Genomic DNA, 26,832 nt, shown 5'->3' with positions numbered 1-26,832 from the left:
ATGGCGACGTCCGGTCGCGGCAGTGGCATTGTCGGCTATAATCTCCAGTCCGTCGTCGAAGCCGAGCACCACCTGATCGTCGCCCACGATGTAGTAATGCATCCAGATACTTCGGATCGAAATATGCCCTAGCGTAATGGAACGGCATAGTAGATGTTCTCGACCATCCATAAAAAGGTCGAAGCCGTGTAAGGGCATCCTCCATTTCCATGCCTGCATGCACGAAACGTTGAAGGCGGATTACAACACTCGTGTGCCGCAAACCATGTGCCCCAAGCTTGCGAAATCCTGCAGAGGAAAGATCTCGCATAGCAAGCTCGCTGAGACTATCCGAAGCTGTACGCAGCATCAGATCAAGCGAGGAAGCAGCTAGAGGCGTGCCTTCTGATGAACTGAACAGGAATGGGTGAGGGGGGTCACCTCTAAAGTTCACTAGATATGTCTCAATCGCGTCAGCCAACTCCAACGACATCGGTAGTTCTCGATAGGAGTTGGCGTTTTTGAGCCTAGCCGGACGTCCTCTCAGATCGAGATTAGCTGCTGAGTTATCTATATTAATCCATATGCTAGGCCGGCCTGTGGATAAATTCGTCTGATGTTTTACGGCATCACAAGTCAGAGCGAGTAGCTCACCCTTACGAAGTCCCAATTCCGTCAGAAGCAAAAATATTACATAGTTACGCCAGTGATGTTTGTCGGTACGGAATGGATTGTTGCCACTGAGCGGATGGAAAATCTCGTAGAGATTTTCCATCACAGACAGCGGCAATGATCGAATTCTAGGTCCAGGCTGTCTCGGCCGTACTGAGAGTTGCTGAAAACGCTGGCGAATGCTGCGCATGCGTCGGACACGGACCGGGTCATCTACGCCCACGACATATTCAAGAATAGCAGTCACAAATCGCAGCGAGAGTTGCCAATGGCGCAGATTTCCTGACGATTGCTGCACCAAAAGGTACGAAGTCAAAACGGCCTCAACATCATCCAAATTGGGTTCAAGAAGCGCTTTATCCAGGTCCACTGGCGGGCACATTCTTTCTGCGCAGCGGTATATGGATGCGACCGCGTTGACATATCGATCGAGAGTACCGCTCGACAGATGACCGTTCAGGAAATCAATCCAAATTGTTGCGCAGTAGCGAGGTCGACCAATCCGGTCAGCCACATATGCTTTAGGTTTTAAGTGGCTCTGAATCTGCACGACGTGTTCGATAAGCTAACTGGAGCAAACGCTTTCGAACGCCGCAAAGCTTATTTCAAGAGAAATTTGTGCTTGTTTACCGCGCACTAAGCCGCTGCTGCGCGCTTTGGAATGGCTGCGCAGCGGCTTTGTGCGCTATGGAGTTGAGATAGTATGCAACAGAATCCAACATGTGTTTCCTTCGCATAATATTCCTTAGGCGATTTAAATCATGCAGGTTTGACTGTTGAACTTTTGCGCTCTTCTTATCTCAAGGACGCAGAAGAACCTTACCGGACTTGCCTGGGCTCAAGGATGCTTTCACAGCCTCGGAAACTTGGGCGAGACCGAAAACGGCCTCTACCGGTAGCTTCAAATCTCCTGCCACGACCAGTTGAAGCAATTCGCCGATCAGAGCGGCGCGTTTTGGTGCGGGCATGGCTGCGCTGACCTTTGAACCCCAGAACCCTTTGACGACCGCCTGTTTAAAGATGACGTCGCCGGATGGTATCTGCATGGGCTCGCCTGCCATTGTCCCGAACGAAACCAGAAGCCCGTTCTCGCCAAGTAGCCCCATTAGGTCGCCACTCGCTCGCCCGCCTATGGAGTCCACGGCGGCCTTGATTGGGGCCTCGCCTACAATAGCCCTCACCTTGTTCTTCCAGCCATCCGATGCGGTGGAAACAACATTGCCGATGCCGAGTTGCGACAATTCATCGACACCGGCGTCACGCCGGACAAGGTTCACAACATTAACGCCGCGCGCTTTGGCCAGCATGGCAAGGGTCTTGCCAACGGCACCATTGGCCGTGTTCTGGATCACCCAATCGCCGCGTTCGACGTTCAGGAAATCCAGAAGCGTGATCGCACTAAAAGGCATGGCAATCAGCTGCGCGGCCGCTTCGTCAGGAATGGCGTCCGGAAGCGGTACCAAGCCGCCAGCGGGTGCCAGAAAATACTCGGCCCAGCTTTCATGAACGCCGGCGACGGCTACGCGTTGGCCCACGGTGACGCCTGTCGCATCGGGACCTAATGCATCCACAATTCCGACGGCCTCGCTGCCCCCGACGGCGGGCAGCGAGGGCTTATAGCCATACTGTCCCCGCACCGTCCAAAGGTCGTGATTATGGATTGGCGACAGGATGGTCTTGATGCGGACCTGCCTTGGGCCAGGTTCGGGAACGGGCCGATCACCAAGGGCAAGAACCTCGGCCGGTTCTCCGAACGTGTGATGGACAGCGCTGCGCATGACGGGCTCCGGTATCAAATAGCGGTAACGTGCAGACGCACATCCACATTGTTGCGGGTTGCGTTCGAATAAGGACAGGCGTGGTGCGCCGCGTCGACAAGCTTCTCGGCCTGCGCGGTATCTATACCCGTGGTCTCGACATAGATGTCGATGTCTAGCGCATAGCCGCCATCGGCGCGCTGACCGATGCCTACCTCGACCGATGTCTTGCTGGTGACTTCGAGCTTCATCTGTCCGGCAACCATCGACAATGCGCTGTCAAAACAGGCTGCATAGCCAAGAGCAAACAGTTGTTCGGGATTGGCACCGACATCCCCGGTGCCGGGACGCGCCAGATCAAATGCAAGGCCGCCATCGTCCAGTGCCGTATGCCCCGAACGGCCTCCGGTGGCGGTGGCGCGAGTCTTGTAGAAAATCTTCATCGGTCCATCCTCGGTATTGAGCTGGGATCGATCCTGTTTAGGCCTCGGCCTACAAGACACCAGTCAAATATCCTTGATGTTTCAGAAGCGTCATTTCCAAACACAAAAAAGCCCGCCGAAGCGGGCTTTTAAATGGTGGGCGGCGAGGGGTTCGAACCCCCGACCCCCTCGGTGTAAACAAGGTGGATTGAACCTAAAATACTGTATTTGCGTGGCTTTTAGTTTATAGGTTTCCGGTTTCGTTCACGGGTGTCATATCTGTTTCTGGGGACTTTCTGGGGACCAGTGCCCTACCCCGCATTTGATTGCACACACATAATCCCCAGTCGGTCACGAGACATTGATGTTGTTTGGATAGTTCAACTGGTTAAAAATTCTATCGAAATGCATAGAATCTAGGTTCCCGCGTTAAGAGCGTAGGGGTTTCGATATCCCTCTTTCGCTTCAACGAGTGTCGCGCTTTATAAGACAGACTCGAAAATGGGAACGGTGGGCCCGCTGTCATTTCGGCTGACGTCGACACTGTTCGGACCGTTCAACTTCCGACGCCTCAAGGGAACCCTCCCCTTCTAGCGACGTAGTTATAGCCTTTCCCAGTGCGAAGCTCACTGTCTTGGCTTAAGCTCGTTTAAATTTTCTCTCAAAGATCATTTTTACCGCAAATGCACAAAAATCTGCTTTAAGAGGCGAATAGGAGTGCCAAAATGCTACTTCGCTTCGGCGTCACCAATTTCGCGTCCATCCGTCAACCGATGGAAATTTCCTTTGTTGCATCGCGTGCAATTAAGGATCGTGGACCAGAGCTTTTTCCCGTAGCTCCACGACGTGATGCATTACCCGTATTGCTTATTTATGGGGCAAATGCTTCGGGTAAAACTACAGTTTATTCTGCACTGCGGACAATGCGATCACATGTATTGTCCTCATTTGCTCGACGCGCTCCTGACGCTCGAATTGAATTTACACCCTTCGCCCTAGATGAAGAATCAAAAGATTCGCCAACAGTCCTAGAGTGCGATTTCCTCATTGATCAGGTACGCTTTCATTATGGATTTGAATATGATTCAAAATCATATCGTCGCGAATGGTTGTATAGCTACCCAGAAGGGCAGCCCCGACTTTTGTTTGACCGTGATGTAAAAACAAAAACAATTTCATTCGGGAAACATCTCAAAGGTCAAAATCGAGTTATCGAATCTTTTGCTCGTGACAATAGTCTATTTTTGTCAGCAGCTGCACAATACGGACATCAGCAACTAAGTGATGTTTACCACTTTTTTGCGCACAAACTCTTGTTTGTTGGGTCAAGCTTTACAGTTGATGGAACTGTTAAAAACTTGTCTGGTGAGCTTGATCCTCGCATCATATCTTTCCTTAAAATGGCTGACACAGGCATAGCCGGTGCGCGATTTGAAAAGGTTGCTACAAACAAAGACCAATTGGATCTTTATCAAGATATTTCAAAAGTATTACTTCCGCGAATTCTCAATTCTAATGAGAAATTTGATGGAGATTTTAACTTCCCTTCACATACATCCAAGCTGTCACTTGGTCATTTAGGGGCTAATGGGAAGCCAGTTTACCTTGACTTCAACACAGAAAGCCGCGGAACAGTACGACTAATTCACTTACTCCAAACTGCGCTAAAGGCATTGGATCGAGGTGGTACTCTTGTCGTCGATGAACTCGATGTCAGTTTGCACACCTTACTTGCACGAGAGTTTGTCGCTATTTTTTCTCGTAGCGAAACAAATCCTCGAAGTGCGCAGCTTTTGGCAACAACTCATGACACGAACGTATTATCTTCCAACTACGTTCGTCGTGATCAGGTCTGGTTTGCTGAAAAGAGCGTTTATGGGGACACAACTCTATTCCCGCTGACAGATATGCGTACGCGCGGGAGCGACAACTTAGAACGCGGTTACATTCAGGGGCGCTTTGGGGCTGTCCCATATCTAGGCAGCCTTAGCGATTTTATTCGCGCCGATAGTGCTGATGACGTCGATGGCTAAGAAGAAGCTTCCGTCATTATCTCGACGCTCAAAACCGATCATCGATGTGCGTCAAAAAATCACAATCTTCTGTGAAGGGCGACGCACAGAACCTGAATATATAAAGTTATTCTCCGAAGATCATCGCAATAGACTAGTCGAAATTTGTGTTCTGGGGGGCATTGGCGTCCCTAAAACTATAGTTCAAAAAGCTATAGAAGAGCGTCGTTCTGGAAAAAAACGCTCTAGCTTTGAAATGAACGATCAAATTTGGGTAGTTTTTGACCGTGACGACCATAAATGCATTGATGAAGCCTTCGATCTTTCTCGCCGACATGGTTTTAATGTCGCTTATTCAAATCCATGCTTCGAATTGTGGGCCATTCTCCACCTTCAGGACCATGGGAAACAAATAAATAGTGCTGAAGCTCAAAAAATACTGAAAGGCATAATGCCCTCTTATAATAAAAAGGGCTGCAAAACTTTTGATTATGAAGCCATGAAAAGTGGTTATGAAAATGCCTGTCGTCGCGCAGAAGCACTAGAGAAAGCTCGCATAGGCGACGGCTCAGAACGCGGAGCGCCCTACACATCAGTTCATAAGCTCATGAGCGTGATAGCTGGGAACGGGAAACTTCGTTAGGCGCAAGGATCTGCAAGGTCATTTTGGTATATTGAGAGGATAGTGCATCCAGAACGGACTTGGTTTGTAGCCCTTCCCTTTCATGCATTGTAACCGATAGATAAAGCCCGCGGGCGAGGCGGGGGGAAAAGCGCGGCGTTTGGGTTGAGGCGGTGCCAGACGCCCTCGAGGCACCATCCGACTGCCCTACCCCGCGTGCCGACGCAACAGCCGGGCCGCTTCCTCAGCCCATAGCGCCCTGAACCGCAGGATTGTCGCAGCGATCGGTGTCAGCGCCGCCTTAGATCGAGCGTGCAGCACTACAGCCTCGGCCTCAAAGCGGTCAGCCTTGGTCAACCCGTCGTCCGGCGTCATACGATCGTCAACGCTCCATTCGGCAGCGGACGTTGCAGCGCCTTAGCAACCCCCCATTCCGCGCACATCCACATCTCCAGCTCGTCCGGCTCGGTCAGGATCACAGGCATCGCTCTACGGTGAACGGACTTCACCGGCTCGCTGGGATCAGTGGTCAGGAAAGCGAAGAGGTCAGTTGTGATCTCGCCCTCCTTCAGCTTGCGCACGCTCGTCCACTGCGGCACGTAGATGCCCGCGAAGAAAGCGGGCGTTTCAGGATCTCGGCCGACAAGATCGAACCACACCGGCTCATACTTCCCCTCGGCGTCGCGCCCCGGCTCGCTGAAGGATGTGAACGGCACCAGACACCGGAACTGTGGGGCCAGCCAACGAAGCCAGTGACGGCTGGAGGTGTTGCGCACATTGGTCACGCCCGCGTCGGTTCTCTTGCCCTCAAGGGCTCTGGCGGGCGACGGCAAGCCCCAGCGAGCCGTGGTCAGAATGCGCTCGTCACCCTCCATCCGCACGATCGGGGCGGCATAGTCGGGAAATATGTTGCCCGGCTCCAGATTGCCCGCAGCATTACGCGCGGCCTTTGCCGCCTTCATGATGGCCTGTGGTCCGGCTTTATTGGCGTACTGGTTGCACATATCTGGAACCTCTCATGATAGAGCGCCGTTCTTCAAGTGCAGAGGCGGCTGTAGGGTCAGTGGCCCGCCAATATGCGCTGACCCATATTCATCGCGCCATCACGGTCGGCACCTCGTCCAGCCGCGTCGTCCAACGCGGGCTGCGCAGGTCTTGCTTCAGTGACCAGGGCCGCTGATAGGTCACGCCCGCCGGTGCCAGCATATTGCGGCCGTACCGCATGTTCACCGCATCCATAGCCCGCATCAGCTCAGCCCGACGTGGGTCCGGCGTGTGCCACAGGTCCGGCACCGCGTCCGCTGGATCGATCAGCCCCTCCAGCATCACGCCTGACTTCGCATAGATAAACCCGTCCGCCCACAGCCGCCGCGCCACGCGGCACGCTGCGGCGGCCAGTGCCATACTATCGCTCGTCGCCACCGGAAAATGCTCGATGCCGGACACTGATCGCTGCGGCGCGTTGCGGTGCCGCGACGTGAAATAGAACACTTGGATATGCGGGGCCGCCCGTCCATTGCGGCGCAGCTTTTCTCCCGCACGGACGGCATGGGTCCGCACCGCCTCTTCCATCTCTGCCAGCGTCGTTACGGGCCGCCCGAACGATCGCGTCACGGCAATGCCCTTCTTTGCAGGTGGCGTGATCTCCAGCGCCGAACAATGGACGCCAGACAGCTCAAGCACGATCCGCTCGCCGGTCACGCTCAATATCTGCCGCGCCGACTTGGGTGGCATGGCCGCCAGCTGGGCCGCATTGCGAACGCCGTGCGCCGCCAGTCGCGCCGACAAAGCCCTCCCGATACCCCACACATCTTCAATCGCCAGCGTGGCCAACAGCGCCGCCCGCCGCTCTGGATCGGTCAGGTCACAGACCCCGCCCATCTCGGCCCGCTTCTTGGCCAGATGGTTCGCCGCCTTGGCCAGCACCCGCGTCGGCCCTAGCCCCACACAGGTCGGAATGCCGGTCCACCGCAAAACCGTATCGCGCATCACCCGCGCATGCGCCTCGGGGTCCGGTGCCCGCGACAGATCGAGGAAGCTCTCGTCGATCGAGTAAACCTCGACCTCGTCGGCAAACCGCTCATAGACGGCGTTCACGCGGCGGCTCATATCGCCATACAGCGCATAGTTCGAAGACCGAACCTTGCCGCCCGCCTTCAGGTAGCTGTCGCGGATCTCGAACCACGGCACCCCCATGGGAATGCCCATGGCCTTTGCCTCGGGCGTTCGCGCCACCACGCATCCGTCATTATTCGACAGCACCACAACCGGCTTGTCGATCAGGCTCGGGTCAAACACCCGCTCACAGCTGCAATAGAAGCTGTTCCCGTCCGACAGGGCATAGACCCGCTTCACGACAACTTCCGGTGCTGGGTCAGCGACCATGTGACCACGCCCCAGACAATGGCCTCGCTGGTTTCATCCAGCTGCAGATGGCCCATAGCCTTGTTGGCGAAATCCAGCACCAGCCGCCCTGCCCGCCGCTTCACAACCTTCAGGCTGGGCTGGCCATCAATGATGGCGACAACCACGTCACCCACCTTGACCGTCAGACTGCGGTCCACCACCACGAAATCACCGTCCAGAATGCCCCTCTCGATCATCGAGCATCCCGTCACCCGCCACAGGAAGGTGCTGACCGGATTAGTGATGATCAGGCGCGAAGGATCCAGCGCCTCCTCGATATAGTCATCCGCAGGCGACGGAAAACCGGCACAGACCTTGGCACCCATCATCGGCACCAAACAGGCCGGATCGACCTGCATCAGCGGTATCGCGCCGCGTAACATCATCTCCACGCTAGATCTCCTTTCCGCTCCTCCTAAGAGCGAAATGGATCAGGGCGCAAGATAAATGTTCTCTTTTTGTTCTGCACCTAGGGCAAATGCACCCAAGCTTGACCATTCGTAAACCAGTCGGCGATAGGCGGATGCAAAAGGAGTAAACAATGATTCAACAGACACTGCGTCTCTTCAGCCTGGTCGCGATAATACTGCTCGGCATAACGACGCAAGCAAGAGCGGGAACGGAATACTGGCTTAACCTACCCTGGGGTGTCTACGCAGCATCAAATAACCCCGGTACGTGCTACCTAATGACGAGAGACGAAGCGAATTCTGGTGCCGAACTATACTCTGCAATTCACTTAAACGAGACTGGTCCCATTTTGACTTTCACTACTGAGTCATGGGACATAAAGGACGAAAAGATCACAGGAATGTCGATCGCAGTTCAATCCCAAGACGATCAATGGACTACATATCAAGGCGTTGATTGGGATAGAATAAATGAAAAAACCATAGCGGTTCCCATTGAATCAGACTTCCTTGAGAAATATGCCGCCGGTAGGCGTGCGATTGTGCTACGCGACCGTAACGACGGTAGCGAAGCCGTTATCGTAGCCCACGTTAACCTGACTGGTTCGGGTACCGCGATTTCAAAGCTTCGCAATTGTGTACGCGATATTTCAGAACGCAATCGCCGTGAAGCCGAGCGTGAACGCATCAGGCCATCAAACCCGTTCTAATCCCACAAAGCGTACTGGCTGCCTGACGGACAATCCTGTCTTCGAGATATTAAAAAGGCCGGAGCGCATTAACGCCCCGGCCTTTTATTATGCGCCGCCAGTGATAATCACTTCTCGCGCCGCCTGCGCCCCCTTACCGGCAATGCCGTAATGGGTGCCGACCGCCTCGATGTCGAAGGCCGCAAAGATCTCGCGCACCTCGGGCCTGTCGTTCAGCGATAGAATGAACCGTCCCTTCAGGCCCGCCAGCTGCTCGGCCATGCGGGTGAACTGATCGCGCCCGAACCCGTCCCCATAGTCGCGCTCGCATCCGAAATAGGGCGGGTCCAGATAGAACAGCGCCCCTTCCCGATCATAGCGGGCGATAAAGGCCGACCAGTCCAGGTTTTCGATCGTCACGTCTTCCAGACGTCGCCCTGCCGCCAACAGGTCAGCGGTCACCTGACTGGACCGATACCGCGCCTTTCCATCCTTGTTCACGCCGAAAGCCTGACCCGTCACCTTGCCGCCAAAGGCCATCTTCTGCAGCTGGATGAACCGCGCCGCCCGCTGAAGGTCCGTCATCATCGACGTATCGGCCCGCTTCAGCTGGTCAAAATCCGCCCGACACGAAAACGTCCACGCCGTCAGATCGGCCAGCGGCCCGGCATGCGCCCGCATACAGCGGAACAGGTTCACCAGCTCGCCCGACCAGTCATTGATGATTTCGCACTTGGGGCGGCTACGACGGCGGAAAAACACCCCGCCCATGCCGACAAACGGCTCGGCATACAGATCATGCGGCGTGGCCTCGATCATGGCGCACAACCGGCGGGCCAGCCCTCGCTTGCCACCTATCCACGGCGCAATCGGGCGAACAGGGGCGACAGGGCTACAAGACGTTGAAAACATACGCGACTCAACAATAGGTGGCCCCGCTGTTCGAACAGTGGCGGGGCAAAACGGGGATCATGATCCCCCTATGTGCTGAGTGCATGCTCGGCGGCTTGGGTGGTCCAACACCCCGGCCCCCGCCTTTTCGGCAAGGACCGCGCCCTTTGTCTCAGGCCGCCGTCACCAGTTCCAGTCTACGTTGTTGTTTGGGCGGAGACTTTTAGATCACGCTCTCTAAACCTCACCACCTCCACGCCTAGCCAATCATTGATGGCCAAGAACCTCTGCTGCAGCGGCTGGATCTCGTTTCGGTAAAATACGGCATCGGCCTTCTCGACATCGCCGAACCCGCCCGCATTGGCCGGCACCACGCCCAGCAGCTGGGGCGGCACACGGTGGGCGGCAAGAATGTCGTCTCGGGTGGTGTTTTTCACCCCGATGAACTCGTCCTTAGCTGCCGCCTCGCCGGGGTGCAGCAACTGGATGCTGTCCTTTTTCCCGTTGGGCAGGTGAACAAACATCGAGCGGAAATTTCCCACGCCCTTGGTGTTCTTCATCGCCTGACGCAGGGCATCTGCATCGCCTTCGGTCAGACCACCCTCGCCCACATACATAATGAAACCGGCATGCGCGCCGTTGATGTAATACCGACGGCGGAACAGGGTTGCGCCTTCGTTCAAGAAGGCCGATTGCAGGGCCGACAGATATTCCGGCACGCCATAGATTTCCTGATCCAGCCACGGCTGGATGCCCTGAAACACCGAGCCCGGCTTGAACCAGTGTTCCTTGTTCCAGCCTGACAAGAAAGCGAACCGGTCGTCTTCGACCCCGCGCCGCGTGTATCGCGCCATGCTGCGCTTCAGCTTCATCGGGCGGCCCAGACGGTTATCCACCCGCTCGACATAGAAGTTGGCCAGCACAAGGTGATCCAGAACGATGCCCTCGAACGTGGTCCGGTCCAGCATTGGGTGCGGGATGAAGTCGCGCATCAGCTGGTTCACCTTCACCCGAAAGGCGCTTGAGTGGTGCGACGTGGCATTGCCCGCCTTGGACAGCACATCCATCGGCAAGGGCGGCTGATAATAACGCCCGCCCTGCCCCTGTATCTCCCAGCAATCCAGCCCTTCCATCAGCTCGCGACGGTTCAGCACCGGCTCGGCATCACCCAGCGCGAACGCCGTGGGGCTTTGGGTCTTGGCCGGTAAGGTTGCGGCATCAGTCATCGCCGTAAATCTCCACAGTGGAAGTCTGCCCGCCCTCGGCTCCGATGGCGGCTTGAATGGGTTCGTTGAACAGGGCCTGCAACAGCGCCCATGCCAGATCGGCATGGCCCGCGGTCTTGGTGCGGCCGGCCTCGTATGTGACCTTGCGGCCCGATGCCGTGGTGGTACGCCGGATGGACATCAGCGCGCCGGCCAGATCCTTCATCTCGGCGTCAAACTCCAGACGCCCCTTCAGGATTACATCCAGCGCCTTATAGACCATCTGGGTCTTCAGGAAGGCGTCGTACTGGTGGCCAGTCACGGTCGAGAAGAAGGTCTGCACCAGCTGGAACACCGCATCACCGATGCCCGTCTTGTCGATGTCGATCTTGGTGACGCGATACCGCTTGGTATATTTTTCAATGACCTTAGCCTGCTCATCGAACCGGCTGCCCTTGAACTGTTTGCGTTCCAGCACACGGAACTTGCCACCGGGCTTGGTCGGCGGGGCCAGAACGATCAGGCCCGCCGCATCGGCATTCTCGCCATCGCCGTTCGGGTCATAGGACAGCCAGACCTCACCCTGATAAGGCCGTCCGGCCCCCAGAATGATGCGGGCGATATCGACATCGTGCCAGTCGTCGCGCGGGTCCACCATGCACGGGGCCAGCATCGCCATCGGAAACACCGACAGGGTGTCATCGACAAAGCCGCACATCAGCAGGTTGTCGAACTCCGGCGGCGAATATTCGTCGCGCAGCTCGTCCAGATCGAACAGATCGCAACCCAGACGGTCGGCGTCCTCGATCGTCACCATGTGACGCCAGACCTTGTCCGGCCCGATCAGGCCTTCATGGTGCAACGCGGCCCACGAAACATCCAGTTCCTGCCGCTTGTCCTTGGGCCTGCGCCGGTTCCACTCCTCGCCGGTCCAGAACTTATAGGCCTCGTGCGTGACCGATGACGGCGTCGAGAAATAGGTCTTCCGATACCGCTTCTGCATCGCCATGCCGCTGGCGACCTTCTTCAGCGTGTCAAAGCCGAAGACCCAGAAGAATTCATCGAAATAGAAGTCGCCGTGATACCCCTGCGCCGTGCGCGCATTGGTGCCGAGGAAGATCAGCTCGGGCTGATCCAGCGGCTTGCCGTCTTCATCTTCGCCACGGTCGATGACAATCGGATCGCCCGACAGCTCGACCCCGATCTCCTTCATCACAAAGGCGCGGATATAACCCTTAAAGACGTGCGCCTGGCTCTTGGATGCCGACAGGAATATCTGGTTCTTGCCCGTCTCCAGTGCGACGATCAGGGCTTCCAGCGCGAAATAATAGGTCGCCCCGATCTGGCGCGATTTCAGGATGGCGCGATTACGCAGCTCGCGCTTTGACCACCACAGCTCCTGATAACCGAACAGCTGCTTCAGCAGCGCATCCTTCAGGATCTGCACCTGATCGGGCGTGATCCGGTTGCGCGCCGGCTTCTTCTTTGGATTGGCGTTGCGGTTGCCAACCTTGGGGTTCAGATCGCCTTCATGGCCGTCCGGCTGCTGATAGCGACGGATGCGGGCAAACCGCTCGGCCTGCCGACCCAACAGGTCGATTTCCTTGAAATCCAGACCCGTCTTCTGGGCCTTCATGGTCAGGGCGACATATCGCGCCTCGGTGACCCCAGCCATCTTGGTCAGGAAGTCGGCCTCTTCCCACTTCTCGCGGGATTTCCAGCTGGCCACCGTGCCTTCAGGCAGCCCAAGCAACTGGGCAATATCGGTCAGCCGCCACTTGGCCCAGTACAGATACTTGGCCGCCTGCCGCTCATCCAGCATGGCCGCGACCGGAAAGCCGAACCCGTCGCAAGACGACAGAATAGCCCCCAGATCATCCGATGATCCCGGCTTGGGTAGATCCTTCTTGTTCGGCCTTTGTCTCATGGCGCGGACGCTAGCCGCGCGTCTTGTCCACCCTCACCGTCTGCTGTTGTGCCGGGTGGACCTGACAACATCGGCACCTTGAGAAGTGACCCGCCACAGCGGTGATCTGTCGGTCTCCAATGCGCCCGAACGGTGCGCCCACTCAGGACCGAACAGAACCGCCATGGCCGACAAGACCGCCAACAAGTCCCGCTTCTTCCGCGTTGCCGTCGAGGGTGCCACCGCTTCGGACGGTCGCACGATCGAGCGCGCATGGCTGGAACAGGCCGCCGCTTCGTATGATCGCGAAACCTATGCCGCCCGCGTGAATATGGAACATATCCGCGGCTATACCGGCGATGGCCCGTTCAAGGCCTATGGCGATGTTCTGGCCGCTCGCGTTCAGGAAGACACCATCCGCATCGACGGCAAGGACGAAAAACGTCTGGCCCTCTATGCCCAGATCGATCCGACCGACGAACTGGTCACCTTCAACAAGGCCCGTCAGAAGATCTTCACCTCGATCGAGATCGAGCCGAACTTCTCCAACACCGGCAAGGCCTATCTGATGGGTCTGGCTGTCACCGACAGCCCGGCCTCGCTCGGCACCGAAGCCCTGCAATTCTCGCACAGCGGCTCCAATGGCTTTGCCAAAACCCTGAAGGCCGAACTGGACAGCCGTAAAAAGCATCCGACCTGCATCTTCAGTGCCCTTGAAGAAACCAGCTTCGAACTGGAACAGGCGTCAGAACCGACCGAAACCGCACTCGACAAGATCGCCAATGCCTTTGCCCGCGCTCTGGGCTTGGGTGGCGATGCGCCTGCCAACACCACGGTTGCTCAACCGGCATCGATTCAGGCCTCTACCCAGACGCCTGCCCAAGCCTCCGGCGACAATGTCCAACTGGCATCGGCCCTGAAGGATTTCAGCACCCAGATCGGCAAGGTCATCACGGATGGCCAGCAGGACACCAATGCCCGCTTCGCGCGTCTGGAAACCCAGTTCAACGCGCTGAAAACCGACCTCGAAAACACGCCCGAGAATGGATACCGCACACGCCCCCTGCATGCCGGCGGCGACGGTCTCGAACTGACCGACTGCTGATCCGCCCGGTCTCACCCCTTCACGCCTGAACAGCTTCTCCCTTTCCGGAACACGTCCCGATGAAAACCAAAACCCGCTTGCTCTACACCACCTGGCTGTCGCGTCAGGCCGAGCTGAACAACGTCGACGAAAACACCGTCATCCGTGAAAAACAGTTCACCGTTGACCCTTCTGTCCAGCAAATCCTGATCGACAAACAGCGCGAAAGCTCGGCCTTCCTCGGCCAGATTAACATCGTGCCGGTCGATGAGGCCTCGGGCGAAAAGCTGGGCCTCGGCATTGCCGGCACGCTGGCCGGTCGTACCGATACGGACGTCAAGGACCGCGACACCCAAGACCCGACCACGCTGGATGCCGACCGTTACGAGTGCAAACAGACCAACTCGGACACCCACGTCACCTATGCCAAGCTGGACCTGTGGGCCAAGTTCAAGGACTTCCAGACCCGTCTGCGCAATCAGGTCACCCAGCAACAGGCCCGCGACCGCATCATGATCGGCTGGAACGGTCTGACCGCTGAAAAACAGACCGACCGCGCGACCTATTCGCTGCTGCAGGACGTCAATATCGGCTGGCTGGAACAGATCCGTCTGAACCGCCCGACCCATGTCTTTGACGAAGGCACGGCTGAGGCCGGCAAGATCATCGTCAAGCCGACCGGCGGCGACTATCGCAACCTCGACGCCCTCGTTTATGACGCCATCGCTAAATTCATGCCCGAATGGGTACAGGGCGACACCGAACTGGTGTGCATCGTCGGTGCCGGTCTGCTGCACGAGAAATACTTCCCGATGGTCGACGGCGAGGACAAGCCGACCGAGAAGATCGCTGCCGATATCCTGATGTCGAAGAAGACGCTAGGCGGCAAACAGGTCGCTCAGGTGCCGTTCTTCCCGGCGGGCACCATCCTGATCACCCGTCTGGATAACCTGTCGATCTACGAACAGGAAAACACCCGGCGCAAGACCATCGTCGACAATGCCAAGCGCAACCGCGTCGAGACGTTCGAGTCGGTCAACGAGGCCTATGTCGTCGAAAACTACGACTTCGCCCTGCTGATCGAAAAGATCGAGGTGCAGGAGGGCTGATCGCCCTCCTCGCCCGCATCCCTGAACTCTAGCGGATAATCGATCATGACCCCCGCCGAACACGCCAAGGCCAAAGCCGAAGCCAAGGCCCGCGACAAGGCCGAAGCTGATGCCAAGGCCAAGGCCGCCATTCTGAACCGTCGCCGCCCCCTGATGACCGCTCCGGTCATCAGGGCGGAAAAACCTGTCCCGCCTCCCCAACCGGGTCACACGTCACCAGCGGCACGCCGCAAGGCCTATCTGGTCGCCTCCGGTGCCGGTGCGGTACTGGCCGCTTCCGGCCTGTCTGCCGATGCCTCGCTTATGGACGACATCAGCCTGTCGCCGGATGTGGCCAAGATCGTCATCCAGCTGGAAGACGACCGTCGCCGCCTGAAGGACATCAAGGCCACCGATCGCAAGGTCGAGGCCAAGCGCCTGATGCTGCCCGCCTATAAGGGTTGGTGCGATGGCGTGCTGGCCGCTGGGCAGGGTGAACGTGGCCCGCTCGATCAGGTTTTCACCACCATCATGGCGTGGACGATCGATGTGGGCGACTACATGACCGCCCTGCCGATGCTGGAACACACCATGATCCATGGTCTGGATATGCCGGCACAGTTCAACCGCGACCCTATCACCTTTGCCATCGACCAGATCTGCGAAGAGGCCATCCGTCTCTATGATCTGGGACTGGCCAAGGATGCGGGTTTCGATGCGGCTGTCCTGCCCATGCTTCAGGATCTGGTCGCAGATCACGATGTCGATCTTCACGACGAGGTCGAAGCCAAGCTGCACAAGGCCATGGGTCGTGCGGTGCTGGCCGAGGCCAACGAGGAAGACGCCGCCGATCTGAAGGCCCGTCAGGAAACCGCCCTGCGCGAGTATCTGGCCGCCATCGAAAAATGCCCGCGCGTCGGCGTCAAGAAAGACATCGAGCGCCTGCAACGCGCCTTGACCAAGGCCGCAATGGAATCTCCAGAAAGCGCAACGGTTACGGAAGATAGCGCAACGGTTTCGACCGATGGGGCAACCAAAACCGACACTTCTGACAACACTTCGACCGAAAGCACGGCGTCGAAAGACGCCTAAGACCTCGCCCCCCGGCGCTCGGGGCGGGGCTGGACCGACATCAGCGGGTTCGCCCGTCTGCATCGTCCGTCCAGCCCCCCACCCCGTATCCGGACTGGCAAAGCAACGAAGGGCCGGCAGGCTCCTAAACTCAGTAAGGCCGCCCTCAAGCAGCGAGTGACCGCGTCACGAGCGATAGGGCTTCCAAAAGAAAGCCAGCCATGACCGGTCCCTTCAACCCCACGCCGATTATTCCCGCATCCGGACAAACCCCAGAAGGTGGCATCATCGTCTGTGGCCCGTTCTGGCCGGACATCGATCTCGACCAGCTGCGAAAATCCCTGCGTGTCGATCAGGTCGTAACGGTCGAGCGCCTACGCGATGTCGCCCGCAATGCGGTGCTGGACATCATGGTCGAACTGGAAGGCTGGCGGCATGAACAAACCCGCGCCGGTCACCTTACGCTCGCCAATGTGCCAGCCCGCCATCAGGTTGATGACATCAGCGACTATGTGATCCGCTGGGCGCGCGCCGTGCATTCCGTCATCGCCGCCGACCTTGCCGATCGCCAGATGGGCCAATCGGCCCGTACGGCCGGCATGGAGCGTGTCGAGGAACTGTCCGCCGACATCGATGTCCATCGCCGCAACGTCACCTATGCCGTCCGCGATTTTCTGGGCCGCCCTCGCATCATCGCCGAGGTCATCTGATGACCCGCACCCTGCCTGTTACCGCCATCGAGGGCGAAACCGTCGACCAGCTGGTCTGGCGAACGCTTGGCCGCGCGGCACCTGTGGTCGAGCAGGTTTTGAACCTGAACCCCGGCCTTGCCGATCAGGGTTGCTTCCTGCGCCACGGCCAAAGCGTCCTCGTTCCTGCCGATGCCACCCGCACAGCCCCCGTCCCCATGGTCCAGCTATGGAGCTGATGACGTGAACAAGTCCCCTTTCACCATCACAATCAGCCTGCTTCAGCTGTGCTTCGCGGTCGGGGTGCAAATCCTCATCGTGGCCATCGCTATCGGCGGATTGTTCAGCCGCGTCGAAGCCATGGAGGCCACGGTCGCCCCCATCACACGCGGTGACTTTGCCCGCATGGAAGAGCGCGTCTCTCACATTCAGGGCGATATCGCATGGATACGCGGCCAGTTGGAAAAGGATCAGGGTCGATGAGCCAGCCCCTGCCCGAAGCCCAATGGTTCTGGCGACGCCTGTTCACTTGGGGCGTGACGATCTGGATTCTGTTCCAGTTGCACAGCCTGATTGCCCGCCTGCCCGAAGGTGATCTGCGCTCGATCTCCGAACGCCTGATCCTGCTGCTCGGCTCCCTCATCGCCTTCTACCTGATCGGCCCGACCGCCGAACACATCATCGCGCTTGTCCGCGCATGGAGAGGAAACAAGCTATGACCTATCGTCTCAGCCAACGATCGCGCGACCGGATGAAGGGCGTACACCCTGATCTGGTGGCCGTGGTCGAACGCGCCATCCAGATCACCGGCATCGACTTCACCATCACCGAAGGCCTGCGCACGCCTGCTCGCCAAAAGGAGCTGGTCAAGGCCGGTGCCAGCCGCACCCAGAACAGCCGCCATCTGACCGGCCACGCCGTCGATATCGCCGCATGGGTGGATGGCACGGTGCGTTGGGACTGGCCGCTTTATCCCAAAATCGCCGCCGCCTTCAAACAGGCTGCCAAGGAACTGAACACCCCCATCATCTGGGGTGGCGACTGGCCGCGCCTGCGTGACGGCCCGCACTTCGAACTCGACCGCAAGGCCTATCCATGACGGGCCGAACCTTCAATTTCCGCACGCCGGTCGGCATCGCCGTGTCTTTGATCGTCGGTCTTCTGGCCGTGCTGGCCGTCTATGTGGTGCTGGACGGGCTGGGCTTTCGCTTCGATCCCTTCGACCTGATGGCCAAGCGCCTGACCCGCGCCGAACAGTCTGTCGATACGGCCCGCCAAGACGCCAGCGCCAGACGCATCGAGGCCGAGGGGGCCGTCGATACCCTGCGCCGGGTCGAACAGGTCACCATCCAGATCCGCGCCGCCGAACAGATCGCCTTCCAGTCCGCCACCGCTGCCGCCGAGGCCCCCGATGCAAACTCGCCCGTTGACCCTGCCCGCCTTGATCGCTTGCGCCTTGCTGATGACAGCCTGTGCCAGCTCCGGCCCGCCATCTGCCGTCAGCCCACCGCTAAGACCGATCCCGCAACAGGCCATGCAGCCGTGCCACCTGCCACGCCTTCCTGAAGGCCTAGTCACCACAGGCGATCTGGAAACCTTGCTGGTCCAGAGAGGTGCCGCCCTTGTCGCCTGCGATGCCGCCCGCCAACTGGCCGTGGACACCTTGCTCGGTCAGCAGTCTGATCTGATGAAGTTTTCCAAACTAGCCCTCAAGCAGCAGCCGACCGCGTCGGATGCGTTAGGGCAAGAATAATGCGCAAGTTGAATAGCCTGAAGGACCACATGACGGCGGCCCTGTCGCATCGCGGCATCGGCCAGAACCCTGCCGATATGCATTTTGCCATTCCGTCTGGCAGCTTGATCGGAACGGCCCGCATCGGACATGGCTTCGAGTATCGCTACACCTTGGTCATGGCCATTCTGGATTGCGCCTGGTCGCTGGATGAAATCACAGTGCCCCTGATGGCATGGGTGGCACGCTGGCAATCAGAACTGCTTTCCCTGACCGCCGATAATGGCGGTATAGAATGGGAGGTCGAGCTGCTCGATGACGGCAAGGCCGACATCATGATCCGCATTCCTTTGAATGAAGCCGTAGCACTTAAACTGCGTCCCGATGGCGGTCACGACATGACCCGTCCAGAAGAGCCGGTTCCGTTCGCGTTGGAACAGTCCGCCCCGCTGCACAGGGTATATCTGGACGACGAGTTGATCGCGCGCTGCGATCACGATGTGGATTGACCATGCCCCCACATGGCGAAGCGTTTGGGCAAACATACATGCCCTCAAGTAGCAGCCGACCGCGTCGGCTGAGATAGGGCAAAAACAATGGCAGATCGTGCTGATGACCTGCTGATCTATCGCGAGGCTGTCTCGCAATATCTGGAACGACTTGAAGATGCCGAGCGCCGTCGCCTGACCCGCAGTCTGGCCTTTCAGCTTCGTCGTTCCCAGCAACAGCGTATCCGCGCCCAGAAGGCCCCCGACGGCTCACCATGGCCCAAGCGTAAACCCCGCAAGGATCAAAAGCCTGCCAGTCGCGCCATCCGCTTCCTCTATCGCAAGGGCAGCGGAGACGAACGACTGGTCGATATGCGCAGCTGGGTGCGCAAGGGCAACATGCTCACCGGCTTTGACCGCGAGGCCGAGGGCCTTCGTACATTCCGCGCCGACCGAATTGCCCGCCACCTGCCAGCCGAAGGCGGTGCCGATCCCGGCCCAATAGCGGGCGCAATAAAAGCCCGCAAAGGCAGCGTCCGGCGCAAGGCACAGACCATGTTCACCGGCCTACGCACCGCCAAACACATGAAGGCCGGTTCAACCATGGACGAGGCCTATGTCGAGTTCACCAGCCGGGCCAGCCGCCTCGCCCGCATCCACCATTTCGGTCTGAAGGACCGCGTGGTGCCTGACGGTCCCGAAACGCAATATCCCCAGCGCGAGCTGTTGGGCTTCAGTCAGGCCGACGACGAAGCCGCCATGGAACTCGTCTATGCCCACATGGAAGGGCGGCTCTAAGCCCGCCTCCCTTGTTGTGCCGGGTGGACCTGACAACACCGCATCCTCGCCCGGATAGGCCGCACACGGCCCTATCCAGGCATGACCCAATATTCCGGCCCCGCTGGCGGCACGACCGCCGTTGATCTGTCACGGCTTCCGTTTCCAGCCGTTATCGAAACCCTGAGCTTCGAAGACATTGTCGCGGGCCTGAAAGCCGACCTGATTGCCCTCGCTCCTGAAACCGCACCGGTGCTTCAGGACGACAGCGAAGTACTGGTCAAGCTGATCCATGCGTTCGCCTATCGCGAACTGAACCTGCGCCAGCGCATCAATGATGCCGCCAAGGCCATGACCCTGCCCTATGCCATCGGTGCCGATCTCGATGTTGTAGCGGCCCCCTTTGCCTTGCGTATGGAGATCACGCCCGCGGATCCGATCAACGGCACCCCTGCCGTGATGGAAAGCGATGACTCCTTACGCGAACGGGCCATGATGGGGCCTGAAGGTTTTTCGGTCGCCGGTCCCGCCGGTGCCTATGTGAAGTTCGCCCGCGAGGCCTCGCCTCTGGTTCTCGATGCTTCGTGTGTCAGCCCGCAGGCGGGTGATGTTCTGGTCACCGTCTTGTCGCGCAACGGCAACGGGACGGCCGACCAGTCCCTTCTGGATCGCGTCAAGGCCGTAGTGTCCGATGACGATGTTAGACCCCTGACCGATCACGTCATCGTCCAGTCGGCTGAAATCCTGACCTTCAAGGTTCAGGCCCGTATCAAAACCTTTGCCGGCCCCGATAGCGATGTGGTGATGGCCGAGGCCCGCCGCCGGCTGGATGACTATCTGGCCCGTTCCTATCGCTTGGGACGCGACATCACCCGCGCCGCCCTGACTGCTGCCCTCTGTCCGGACGGCGTACAGGATGTGGACCTTCAGCAGCCCGCTGCCTCAATCGTCGTTTCCCCGCTACAAGCCGCCCGCTGCACGGGTATCATCCTCGCCTATGACGGGCTGGCCGAATGAGTTTGCGCGCCGCCGATACCACCTCGCTGCTGCCTCCTAATGCCACCCAGTTTGAACGGGCGCTTGAGGCCTTGGGCCGCCGGCTGGACCTGATGCCGGTCGACCTGCGCGATCTAGTCAATGTCGAGACCTGTCCGCCGCGTTTCCTGCCATGGCTGGCCTTTACCCGTTCGGTCGACAGCTGGAACCCGTCATGGTCCGTCAGGATCAAACGCAACCTCATTGCCAACTCGATCGAGCTGCACCGACGGAAAGGTTCGGCGGCATCAGTGCGCGCCGTGGTTCAGGCCTTTGGCGGCCAGATCGCCCTGCGCGAATGGTGGCAGATGGATCCTCCGGGGCAGCCGCACACCTTTGACATGGTGCTGACGGTCACCAGCGAGGACGGCCAGACCGCCACGCAACAATTTATCGAAGAGGTGATCGAAGAGGTCGCCCGCACCAAGCCCGCCCGATCATGGTTCACCGTCACCCAAGGGCTTCAGGCCAGTGGCGGGATCGGCCTGATCGCAGCGGCCCGCCCCGTCATCCACCGCCGTTTGCAACTGTCCGAGGCTGCCTGACCCATGTCCGGGTTCACTATCACCATCACCAATGCGGGGCGCGCGGCCCTGATCAATGCCCAGAACACTGGCACCAATGCTTTTGTGTTGTCGCGTGTCGGGGTTTCTACCCAGCACGTTACCGGCAATCTGGCCGCTCTGACGGCCTTGCCCAATGAACGCAAACGCCTCGACACCATGGCGGGCGATGTGGTGGCCGATGACACGTTGCACGTCACGATCCGTGACGAAAGCAACGACGCCTATGCAATGAGGGCCTTTGGCCTCTACACCTCCACCGGCGTTCTGTTTGCGGTCTATAGCCAGACTGCCACCATCATCGAAAAATCCGCCGCAGCTATGTTGCTGCTGGCAGTGGATGCCAAGCTGGTGGCTCTGTCGACCACACAGGTGCAGTTCGGCCCTGTCGGATTTACCCTGCCACCGGCCAGCGAAACCATCGCCGGCATCACCGAGGTGGCCACCGATGCCGAAGCCGACGCCGGCAACGACAACTGGCGCTACATCACACCTCGTCTGCTGAAGCGAGCGCTTGCGGCCCTGTCTGGTTTTGCCTTGATCGGCCACAAACACGACGCTTCAGACACCACCTCGGGCATCTTCAATGTTGGACGTATACCGGCGCTGGGTATGGAGAAGATCACCGGTCTGGCCAATGCCCTCGCAGGCAAGGCTGCCACGGTCCACTCGCACACCATGGCTCAGATCACAGGCCTGATTGACGCGCTAGCCGATAAAGCTGCTCTGGCTCACCAGCACCACGCCGACGACATCACGCAAGGTGTGCTTGCCGTTGCTCGAATCCCTGCGCTCGGCATGGAGAAGATCAGTGGGTTGGCCAATGCTCTGGCCTCAAAAGCTGCTCTGGCTCACCAGCACCACGCCGACGACATCAAGCAAGGTGTGCTTGCTGTTGGGCGCATTCCCGCATTGGGTATGGAGAAGATCACGGGGCTGGCCGTGGCCTTGTCAAACAAAGCCGATGCAGTCGCTTCGCTGCTGATGCGCGGTTCGCTTGGATCGGTAAATACGCCGAACAACACACTTGTGCCGGGGGCCTATCGTCAGGCCACCAATGCGAATGCCCAGACTGCTGATGGCTACCCCATTGCCAATGATGGCGGCACGCTGCTGGTTTACAACCCAAGCACCGATACGGGTTTACAAACCTACCACGGACGATCAAGCGGTCGGTTCTGGTCACGGCCATTTCTGGCAGGAAGCTTCAGCCCTTGGGTAGAACATTGGACCAGCGGAAACTTCGATCCATCACTCTATGCGACGATTGAACGTATTTCGGCCAAGGGGCTGTTTACAGCGTCACCTAGCGTAGCTCCCAGCAATGATGCCGACAACATCGGGCTAAATGAATTTGAATCGTGCAGGACGATTTCGACCACTGCCAATACCCCCGTAAGCAACTGGTTGCAGGTTCTGGGTATCCCCTATGATGCCAACAACATTGCACAGTTAGCCATGGGAATTCAGGTTGATGGTATTTGGGCCAGACGTAGAAATGGCGGAGTTTGGCGACCGTGGATCAAACTTGCCAGCACAACTGATGTCGCAAACGCCATCGCCGCTATCCCGCCCGCGCCCAATGCCACCACCTCGGTACGCGGTCTGGCCCTGCTGGCCACCAACGCCCAGACCCAAGCCGGAACCGATGCCAGCCGGTCGATGACGCCTGCCGGTCTTTGGTCTTTTGCCAAGTCCATAGGGCCGAGTGGCTATATCCAAATCCCCGGCACCGACTTGATCATCCAGTGGGGTGTAAACATCGCCAGCATGACCGAAGGTGTGCAACACGCCACCCTTCCAGTGGCCTTTGGCGGCGGTTGTCTGGTGGCGCTGGCCAATGCCCGCAACCCGTCGGCTGTGGTCCAATACGACTGGTACATGCAGGTCCACGGCAAGTGGCTGGACCGGATCACCTTCTACGCCAACAAGGCCAATGACAGCTCCCCTGCCATGCAGGGCTTCGAGTGGATGGCCATCGGCCTGGCCAAGGGCAACCCCAATCCAGCTTACAGCACCGGCGGTGGCGGTGGCGGTGGCGGTGGCGGCGTGGTGCCGCCTGACATTATTCCCTGACAAAATCCGACAACGAGTCTGACACCATGCCCCAACTCGCATTTAGCGGTTCAACCCGCGCATTCTATGATCCCGCCTCGTGGCCGCATGATCTGCCTTCGGACATCGTTCTGATCAGCATGGGCGATCACGCCCGCCTGCTGGGCGAGCTTTCCGAAGGCCGCGTTCTCGATATCGATGCCGATGGCTATCCGGTCACGACCGAACCGGCAGGGCCTGACATCGAGCAGCTGGCCCTTCTGGCCCGTCAACGACGCGATGCCGATATCGCAGCGGTCCAGTGGTTGATCGAACGGCACAGGGGTGAGCTGTCGCTACAGCTCACCACCACCCTGACCGACGAGGACTATCTGCTGGTTCACCAGTATGTGCAGGATCTGCGCGACGTTCCTGAACAGGACGGCTTCCCGACCGATATCGTCTGGCCGACCCTGCCCGCCGAACTCTTGGCCACCGGGGCATAGCTTAAAGCGTCAGCTCTTGTTGTGCCGGGTGGACCTGACAACAACACGCGCGGGAGTGATGACAGGCGCTGGGCCATCCTTGGCCCATGTCCCGAAACCCCCGCACCTCGACCTCCGCTGAAACCAATCGTGCCCTAGCCGATCTGGTTCGCGACGGCGTGGTTGAAAGCGTCGATCTGGATGCGGGCAAGGCCATTGTCCGGCTGGGCGATATCCTCACACCGCCGTGCGACTGGTCCATGTCCGTCGGTGACACCACCATCTGGAACCCGCCCACGGTCGGCCAGCCAGTTATTATCATCTGTCCTGAAGGCGACATCGAGCGCGCCTATATCAGCAGCAGCCTGCCATCATCGCAGATGGCCCCGCTATTTATGGGCGCAAAGGTCGCCATCCGCTTCAAGGATGGCAGCCTTCTATCCTATGATCCTGATGCCAGCGAACTGCGCTTTGAACTCATCGGCAAGGCGGCGCTGGTTGTGCCTGATGGCCTTTCCATCGAGGCCGATGTGACCATCACCGGCAATGTCAGCCTTGAAGGCGATCTGACCGGCACAGGCACACTCACCGGCCAACAAGATGTGATCGGTGCCGGCAAGAGCTTGAAGAGCCACAAACATACAGGCGTAGCATCGGGATCGGCAGTATCGGGTGGCCCGCAATGAGCGGCCTTTCACCTGTGACAGGGCGCGCCGTCTCCGAACTGGACGACGACTATATCCGCCGGTCGGTGGCCGACATCCTGACCACCCCCATCGGTTCGCGCGTCATGCGCCGCGAATATGGCTCCTACATTCCCGAACTGATCGATCAGCCGATGAACGAACAGACACGGCTCAAGCTCTACGGAGCCACAGCCATGTCTCTGATGCTCTGGTCGCGCCGCGCCCGCATCAAATCCGTTCGTCTCGAAATCGACGACCATTCGGCCTGCCTGAAACTGGATCTTGTGCGCACCGACCTGCCCCGTCCGCGACGCATCATCCAGTCCCTGCCCCTTTCCCTCATCTGATCTTTCAAGGACATCTCCCATGGCCCTCGCCCCGCGCCGTCATGGCGTTAAAATCATCGAAGTCACGACTGGCGCGCTCACCCTTCAAGTGGCTGCAACAGCCATCTGGGGACTGGTTGCGACGGCTTCTGCCGCTGACGACAAAGTCTTCCCGCTGGATACACCCGTCATCGTCACCGACATCGGGGCCGCCATTCAGGCCGCAGGCGCAGAAGGCACCCTTGCCAAATCGCTGCGCGCCATTGGCGATCAGGTCAATGCCGTTGGCGTCGTCGTTCGCGTGGCCGAAGGTGAAGGCGGTAACGAAGAGGATATCGCAACCAGTCTGCGCGCCAACATCATCGGCGACGGTGCCGCAGGTTCACGCACCGGTATGCAGGCCCTTCTGGACAGCCAGAGCATCACCGGTCTGCGCCCTCGTATTCTTGCTGTACCGGGCGTAACCGATCAGGCCGTGGGCGAGGCGCTGGGTCTTGTGGCTTCTCGCCTGAATGCTGTCGCCTATTACGAGGCCGGTCCCGTCCGCACCGTGACGGCCGCCACTGCCTACCGCGCCAACTTCACCCATCGCGAACTGTTCCTGATCTTTGGCAGCTTCACCGCCGCCGATCCGGTTAGCAAGGCGATCGAACCGACCTATGCCACCGCCGTGGCCGTGGGCCTTCGCGCCCGCATCGATCAGGAGATCGGCTTCCATAAGACCATTTCCAACGTGCCGGTTCATGGCGTTGTCGGTCTGGATACGCCGGTCAGCTGGGACTTGCAGGACGAGGACACCGAGGCCGGCCTGTTGAACGGTGCCGACATCACCTGCCTGATCCGTCGCGATGGCTTCCGGTTCTGGGGCAACCGTGGCTGCGCCACCGATACCCGCTTTGCCTTTGAAAGCACTGTGCGCACCAATCAGGTATTGCGCGACACCATTGCCGAGGGCGTCTTCCCCTATATCGACCGCCACCTGACACCAGCTCTGGCGCGCGACATTGTCGAAAGCATCAACGCCCTGTTCCGCCGCTTGAAGTCTGCTGGGCAGATCATCGGTGCCGAAGCCTTCCTGACCGACGCCAACACACCGGACCAGCTGGCAGACGGCAAGCTGCGCATTGGCTACCGCTTCACGCCCTGCGCGCCGCTGGAAGACCTGTCGGTCGAAAGTCAGATCACCGACGAATTCTACGCCGACTTCAACGCTCTCGCCGCTTGATCAGATCACCTTCTTTCTCAGGTCTTCGAGATTGAAGACTGATATTCTTTAGGAAACGCTACGATGAACCTGCCACCCAAACTCAAGGACATGGTGGTCCACGGCAACGGCGAAAGCTTTATGGGTGAATGCAAAACCTTCACCCGTCCGCCTCTGGAAATGGAAGGTGAGGACTGGCGCGGCGGTGGCATGATCGCCCCTGTCAAAATCTTCACCGGCCTTCAGGCTCTGGAAGTCGAGCACACCTATGGCGGCGAAATCCCGGCCCTCAATGCCACCTTTGCCGAACATGCCATCGACGCCACCCAGCTGCGTTTCACCGGTGCCTATCAGGAAGCTGCCGAGGGCCGCTACGTTGCTGTCGAGATCACCGTTCGTGGCCGTACCTACGCCATTGATGCCGGCGGCGACGAGGTCGGTGGCGACACCGAGGTCACCTACAAGACCACCTGTTCCTATTACAAACAGGTTCGCAATGGCCGCGTCGAGTTCGAGATCGATGTCCTGAACAAGGTCTTCATCGTCCACGGCGTCGATCGCATGGCCGAAGAGCGCCGGATTCTCGGCTTCGCCTGAAC

General features: G+C 58.8%; 31 protein-coding genes and 2 pseudogenes. 24 read left to right on the top strand and 9 right to left on the bottom strand.

Features of this window, described 5'->3' with window-relative positions:
- A pseudogene (locus tag FHS64_RS14265) lies at positions 1-99 on the top strand (hypothetical protein); the annotation flags it as partial.
- Between the two features lie 160 nt (positions 100-259).
- Here the strand turns inward: FHS64_RS14265 and FHS64_RS14390 are convergent.
- The 3 genes and pseudogenes from FHS64_RS14390 to FHS64_RS08490 all read right to left on the bottom strand — a co-directional run.
- Positions 260-754: pseudogene (locus tag FHS64_RS14390) on the bottom strand (tyrosine-type recombinase/integrase); the annotation flags it as partial.
- A gap of 697 nt (positions 755-1,451) precedes the next feature.
- Entirely contained in the window at positions 1,452-2,429 is a 978-nt protein-coding gene (locus FHS64_RS08495) for a zinc-binding dehydrogenase (protein WP_167177643.1), read from the bottom strand.
- A gap of 14 nt (positions 2,430-2,443) precedes the next feature.
- Positions 2,444-2,851 carry an organic hydroperoxide resistance protein gene (locus FHS64_RS08490; RefSeq protein ID WP_167177641.1) on the bottom strand — a complete coding sequence of 136 codons (408 nt, stop codon included), beginning with the start codon at positions 2,849-2,851 and terminating at the stop codon, positions 2,444-2,446.
- 704 nt (positions 2,852-3,555) lie between these two features.
- Here FHS64_RS08490 and FHS64_RS08485 point away from each other — a divergent pair.
- Both FHS64_RS08485 and FHS64_RS08480 read left to right on the top strand, forming a co-directional pair.
- Positions 3,556-4,863 carry an AAA family ATPase gene (locus FHS64_RS08485; RefSeq protein WP_167177639.1) on the top strand — a complete coding sequence of 436 codons (1,308 nt, stop codon included), beginning with the start codon at positions 3,556-3,558 and terminating at the stop codon, positions 4,861-4,863.
- Positions 4,856-5,485, top strand: a complete 630-nt coding sequence (locus FHS64_RS08480; protein WP_167177637.1) for an RloB family protein — start codon at positions 4,856-4,858, stop codon at positions 5,483-5,485. Before FHS64_RS08485 ends, FHS64_RS08480 begins: the two co-directional genes overlap by 8 nt.
- Before the next feature lie 350 nt (positions 5,486-5,835).
- Here FHS64_RS08480 and FHS64_RS08475 read toward each other — a convergent pair whose 3' ends face one another.
- The 3 genes from FHS64_RS08475 to FHS64_RS08465 all read right to left on the bottom strand — a co-directional run bounded on the left by FHS64_RS08475 (position 5,836) and on the right by FHS64_RS08465 (position 8,256).
- Positions 5,836-6,468, bottom strand: a complete 633-nt coding sequence (locus tag FHS64_RS08475; RefSeq protein ID WP_167177635.1) for an SOS response-associated peptidase family protein — start codon at positions 6,466-6,468, stop codon at positions 5,836-5,838.
- An 88-nt stretch (positions 6,469-6,556) separates the two neighbouring features.
- Entirely contained in the window at positions 6,557-7,849 is a 1,293-nt protein-coding gene (locus FHS64_RS08470; RefSeq protein WP_167177633.1) for a Y-family DNA polymerase, read from the bottom strand.
- Entirely contained in the window at positions 7,816-8,256 is a 441-nt protein-coding gene (locus tag FHS64_RS08465) for a LexA family protein (protein WP_243862897.1), read from the bottom strand. The genes FHS64_RS08470 and FHS64_RS08465 overlap by 34 nt, the downstream gene beginning before the upstream one ends.
- A 155-nt stretch (positions 8,257-8,411) precedes the next feature.
- On the opposite strand from FHS64_RS08465, the gene FHS64_RS08460 reads away from it, so the two are divergent.
- Positions 8,412-8,990, top strand: coding sequence for a hypothetical protein (locus FHS64_RS08460; protein ID WP_167177629.1), 579 nt, complete (start codon positions 8,412-8,414; stop codon positions 8,988-8,990).
- Between the two features lie 87 nt (positions 8,991-9,077).
- On the opposite strand, the gene FHS64_RS08455 is transcribed toward FHS64_RS08460, so the two are convergent.
- The 3 genes from FHS64_RS08455 to FHS64_RS08445 form a co-directional block, all read right to left on the bottom strand.
- A complete protein-coding gene (locus FHS64_RS08455) occupies positions 9,078-9,881 on the bottom strand; it encodes a DNA adenine methylase (RefSeq protein ID WP_167177627.1) in 804 nt (267 codons plus the stop codon).
- Between the two features lie 176 nt (positions 9,882-10,057).
- On the bottom strand, positions 10,058-11,086 hold the full coding sequence (locus tag FHS64_RS08450; RefSeq protein WP_167177625.1) for a phage portal protein: 1,029 nt from the start codon (positions 11,084-11,086) through the stop codon (positions 10,058-10,060).
- Entirely contained in the window at positions 11,079-12,992 is a 1,914-nt protein-coding gene (locus FHS64_RS08445) for a terminase large subunit domain-containing protein (protein WP_243862866.1), read from the bottom strand. The genes FHS64_RS08450 and FHS64_RS08445 overlap by 8 nt, the downstream gene beginning before the upstream one ends.
- Before the next feature lie 163 nt (positions 12,993-13,155).
- Here FHS64_RS08445 and FHS64_RS08440 point away from each other — a divergent pair, with 163 nt between their 5' ends.
- The 20 genes from FHS64_RS08440 (at position 13,156) to FHS64_RS08345 (ending at position 26,830) form a co-directional block, all read left to right on the top strand.
- Positions 13,156-14,076: a GPO family capsid scaffolding protein gene (locus tag FHS64_RS08440; RefSeq protein WP_167177623.1), complete on the top strand. Its 921-nt coding sequence runs from the start codon at positions 13,156-13,158 to the stop codon at positions 14,074-14,076.
- 59 nt (positions 14,077-14,135) lie between these two features.
- Positions 14,136-15,164: a phage major capsid protein, P2 family gene (locus FHS64_RS08435; protein ID WP_167177621.1), complete on the top strand. Its 1,029-nt coding sequence runs from the start codon at positions 14,136-14,138 to the stop codon at positions 15,162-15,164.
- 45 nt (positions 15,165-15,209) lie between these two features.
- Positions 15,210-16,235 (top strand): phage terminase small subunit, encoded by a 1,026-nt coding sequence (gpM, locus tag FHS64_RS08430; RefSeq protein ID WP_167177619.1) that lies wholly within the window; start codon positions 15,210-15,212, stop codon positions 16,233-16,235.
- Positions 16,236-16,435: 200 nt separating this feature from the next.
- The gene (locus tag FHS64_RS08425; protein WP_167177617.1) at positions 16,436-16,924 is read left to right on the top strand and encodes a head completion/stabilization protein; all 489 of its coding nucleotides are present in this window, start codon (positions 16,436-16,438) and stop codon (positions 16,922-16,924) included.
- Complete coding sequence (locus tag FHS64_RS08420; RefSeq protein ID WP_343795020.1) at positions 16,924-17,142, top strand: tail protein X; 219 nt, start codon at positions 16,924-16,926, stop codon at positions 17,140-17,142. The genes FHS64_RS08425 and FHS64_RS08420 overlap by 1 nt, the downstream gene beginning before the upstream one ends.
- Before the next feature lie 4 nt (positions 17,143-17,146).
- Positions 17,147-17,386, top strand: a complete 240-nt coding sequence (locus FHS64_RS08415; protein ID WP_167177616.1) for a hypothetical protein — start codon at positions 17,147-17,149, stop codon at positions 17,384-17,386.
- Positions 17,383-17,622 carry a hypothetical protein gene (locus FHS64_RS08410; RefSeq protein ID WP_167177614.1) on the top strand — a complete coding sequence of 80 codons (240 nt, stop codon included), beginning with the start codon at positions 17,383-17,385 and terminating at the stop codon, positions 17,620-17,622. The genes FHS64_RS08415 and FHS64_RS08410 overlap by 4 nt, the downstream gene beginning before the upstream one ends.
- Positions 17,619-18,002, top strand: coding sequence for a M15 family metallopeptidase (locus tag FHS64_RS08405; protein ID WP_167177612.1), 384 nt, complete (start codon positions 17,619-17,621; stop codon positions 18,000-18,002). The genes FHS64_RS08410 and FHS64_RS08405 overlap by 4 nt, the downstream gene beginning before the upstream one ends.
- On the top strand, positions 17,999-18,469 hold the full coding sequence (locus FHS64_RS08400) for a hypothetical protein (RefSeq protein WP_167177610.1): 471 nt from the start codon (positions 17,999-18,001) through the stop codon (positions 18,467-18,469). Before FHS64_RS08405 ends, FHS64_RS08400 begins: the two co-directional genes overlap by 4 nt.
- Positions 18,438-18,656: a hypothetical protein gene (locus FHS64_RS08395; protein WP_167176309.1), complete on the top strand. Its 219-nt coding sequence runs from the start codon at positions 18,438-18,440 to the stop codon at positions 18,654-18,656. Before FHS64_RS08400 ends, FHS64_RS08395 begins: the two co-directional genes overlap by 32 nt.
- The gene (locus tag FHS64_RS08390) at positions 18,656-19,144 is read left to right on the top strand and encodes a phage tail protein (RefSeq protein WP_167177608.1); all 489 of its coding nucleotides are present in this window, start codon (positions 18,656-18,658) and stop codon (positions 19,142-19,144) included. Before FHS64_RS08395 ends, FHS64_RS08390 begins: the two co-directional genes overlap by 1 nt.
- Before the next feature lie 87 nt (positions 19,145-19,231).
- Positions 19,232-19,921: a phage virion morphogenesis protein gene (locus FHS64_RS08385; protein WP_167177606.1), complete on the top strand. Its 690-nt coding sequence runs from the start codon at positions 19,232-19,234 to the stop codon at positions 19,919-19,921.
- Between the two features lie 81 nt (positions 19,922-20,002).
- Positions 20,003-20,917 (top strand): baseplate assembly protein, encoded by a 915-nt coding sequence (locus FHS64_RS08380; RefSeq protein WP_167177605.1) that lies wholly within the window; start codon positions 20,003-20,005, stop codon positions 20,915-20,917.
- The gene (locus FHS64_RS08375) at positions 20,914-21,480 is read left to right on the top strand and encodes a phage tail protein I (protein WP_167177603.1); all 567 of its coding nucleotides are present in this window, start codon (positions 20,914-20,916) and stop codon (positions 21,478-21,480) included. Before FHS64_RS08380 ends, FHS64_RS08375 begins: the two co-directional genes overlap by 4 nt.
- Positions 21,481-21,483: 3 nt before the next feature.
- The gene (locus FHS64_RS08370; protein WP_167177601.1) at positions 21,484-23,574 is read left to right on the top strand and encodes a gp53-like domain-containing protein; all 2,091 of its coding nucleotides are present in this window, start codon (positions 21,484-21,486) and stop codon (positions 23,572-23,574) included.
- 26 nt (positions 23,575-23,600) lie between these two features.
- Positions 23,601-24,038 carry a phage tail assembly chaperone gene (locus FHS64_RS08365; RefSeq protein ID WP_167177599.1) on the top strand — a complete coding sequence of 146 codons (438 nt, stop codon included), beginning with the start codon at positions 23,601-23,603 and terminating at the stop codon, positions 24,036-24,038.
- 86 nt (positions 24,039-24,124) lie between these two features.
- Positions 24,125-24,703: a phage baseplate assembly protein V gene (locus tag FHS64_RS08360; RefSeq protein WP_167177597.1), complete on the top strand. Its 579-nt coding sequence runs from the start codon at positions 24,125-24,127 to the stop codon at positions 24,701-24,703.
- Positions 24,700-25,050: a GPW/gp25 family protein gene (locus tag FHS64_RS08355; RefSeq protein WP_167177595.1), complete on the top strand. Its 351-nt coding sequence runs from the start codon at positions 24,700-24,702 to the stop codon at positions 25,048-25,050. The genes FHS64_RS08360 and FHS64_RS08355 overlap by 4 nt, the downstream gene beginning before the upstream one ends.
- A 19-nt stretch (positions 25,051-25,069) precedes the next feature.
- A complete protein-coding gene (locus FHS64_RS08350) occupies positions 25,070-26,254 on the top strand; it encodes a phage tail sheath subtilisin-like domain-containing protein (protein WP_167177593.1) in 1,185 nt (394 codons plus the stop codon).
- A gap of 63 nt (positions 26,255-26,317) precedes the next feature.
- The gene (locus tag FHS64_RS08345) at positions 26,318-26,830 is read left to right on the top strand and encodes a phage major tail tube protein (RefSeq protein WP_167177591.1); all 513 of its coding nucleotides are present in this window, start codon (positions 26,318-26,320) and stop codon (positions 26,828-26,830) included.
- Positions 26,831-26,832: the final 2 nt, after the last annotated feature.

It is taken from the genome of Brevundimonas terrae (assembly GCF_011761985.1).
Taxonomy (GTDB): Bacteria; Pseudomonadota; Alphaproteobacteria; order Caulobacterales; family Caulobacteraceae; genus Brevundimonas; species Brevundimonas terrae.
This window is presented reverse-complemented; position numbering and strand designations above follow the sequence as displayed.

Coding starts and splice junctions, on each gene's coding strand:
- FHS64_RS08495 (WP_167177643.1), bottom strand. CDS start 2,429: ATGCGCAGCGCTGTCCATCACACGTTCGGAGAACCGGCCGAGGTTCTT.
- FHS64_RS08490 (WP_167177641.1), bottom strand. CDS start 2,851: ATGAAGATTTTCTACAAGACTCGCGCCACCGCCACCGGAGGCCGTTCG.
- FHS64_RS08485 (WP_167177639.1), top strand. CDS start 3,556: ATGCTACTTCGCTTCGGCGTCACCAATTTCGCGTCCATCCGTCAACCG.
- FHS64_RS08480 (WP_167177637.1), top strand. CDS start 4,856: ATGGCTAAGAAGAAGCTTCCGTCATTATCTCGACGCTCAAAACCGATC.
- FHS64_RS08475 (WP_167177635.1), bottom strand. CDS start 6,468: ATGTGCAACCAGTACGCCAATAAAGCCGGACCACAGGCCATCATGAAG.
- FHS64_RS08470 (WP_167177633.1), bottom strand. CDS start 7,849: ATGGTCGCTGACCCAGCACCGGAAGTTGTCGTGAAGCGGGTCTATGCC.
- FHS64_RS08465 (WP_243862897.1), bottom strand. CDS start 8,256: ATGATGTTACGCGGCGCGATACCGCTGATGCAGGTCGATCCGGCCTGT.
- FHS64_RS08460 (WP_167177629.1), top strand. CDS start 8,412: ATGATTCAACAGACACTGCGTCTCTTCAGCCTGGTCGCGATAATACTG.
- FHS64_RS08455 (WP_167177627.1), bottom strand. CDS start 9,881: ATGTTTTCAACGTCTTGTAGCCCTGTCGCCCCTGTTCGCCCGATTGCG.
- FHS64_RS08450 (WP_167177625.1), bottom strand. CDS start 11,086: ATGACTGATGCCGCAACCTTACCGGCCAAGACCCAAAGCCCCACGGCG.
- FHS64_RS08445 (WP_243862866.1), bottom strand. CDS start 12,992: ATGAGACAAAGGCCGAACAAGAAGGATCTACCCAAGCCGGGATCATCG.
- FHS64_RS08440 (WP_167177623.1), top strand. CDS start 13,156: ATGGCCGACAAGACCGCCAACAAGTCCCGCTTCTTCCGCGTTGCCGTC.
- FHS64_RS08435 (WP_167177621.1), top strand. CDS start 14,136: ATGAAAACCAAAACCCGCTTGCTCTACACCACCTGGCTGTCGCGTCAG.
- gpM (WP_167177619.1), top strand. CDS start 15,210: ATGACCCCCGCCGAACACGCCAAGGCCAAAGCCGAAGCCAAGGCCCGC.
- FHS64_RS08425 (WP_167177617.1), top strand. CDS start 16,436: ATGACCGGTCCCTTCAACCCCACGCCGATTATTCCCGCATCCGGACAA.
- FHS64_RS08420 (WP_343795020.1), top strand. CDS start 16,924: ATGACCCGCACCCTGCCTGTTACCGCCATCGAGGGCGAAACCGTCGAC.
- FHS64_RS08410 (WP_167177614.1), top strand. CDS start 17,383: ATGAGCCAGCCCCTGCCCGAAGCCCAATGGTTCTGGCGACGCCTGTTC.
- FHS64_RS08405 (WP_167177612.1), top strand. CDS start 17,619: ATGACCTATCGTCTCAGCCAACGATCGCGCGACCGGATGAAGGGCGTA.
- FHS64_RS08400 (WP_167177610.1), top strand. CDS start 17,999: ATGACGGGCCGAACCTTCAATTTCCGCACGCCGGTCGGCATCGCCGTG.
- FHS64_RS08395 (WP_167176309.1), top strand. CDS start 18,438: ATGCAGCCGTGCCACCTGCCACGCCTTCCTGAAGGCCTAGTCACCACA.
- FHS64_RS08390 (WP_167177608.1), top strand. CDS start 18,656: ATGCGCAAGTTGAATAGCCTGAAGGACCACATGACGGCGGCCCTGTCG.
- FHS64_RS08385 (WP_167177606.1), top strand. CDS start 19,232: ATGGCAGATCGTGCTGATGACCTGCTGATCTATCGCGAGGCTGTCTCG.
- FHS64_RS08380 (WP_167177605.1), top strand. CDS start 20,003: ATGACCCAATATTCCGGCCCCGCTGGCGGCACGACCGCCGTTGATCTG.
- FHS64_RS08375 (WP_167177603.1), top strand. CDS start 20,914: ATGAGTTTGCGCGCCGCCGATACCACCTCGCTGCTGCCTCCTAATGCC.
- FHS64_RS08370 (WP_167177601.1), top strand. CDS start 21,484: ATGTCCGGGTTCACTATCACCATCACCAATGCGGGGCGCGCGGCCCTG.
- FHS64_RS08365 (WP_167177599.1), top strand. CDS start 23,601: ATGCCCCAACTCGCATTTAGCGGTTCAACCCGCGCATTCTATGATCCC.
- FHS64_RS08360 (WP_167177597.1), top strand. CDS start 24,125: ATGTCCCGAAACCCCCGCACCTCGACCTCCGCTGAAACCAATCGTGCC.
- FHS64_RS08355 (WP_167177595.1), top strand. CDS start 24,700: ATGAGCGGCCTTTCACCTGTGACAGGGCGCGCCGTCTCCGAACTGGAC.
- FHS64_RS08350 (WP_167177593.1), top strand. CDS start 25,070: ATGGCCCTCGCCCCGCGCCGTCATGGCGTTAAAATCATCGAAGTCACG.
- FHS64_RS08345 (WP_167177591.1), top strand. CDS start 26,318: ATGAACCTGCCACCCAAACTCAAGGACATGGTGGTCCACGGCAACGGC.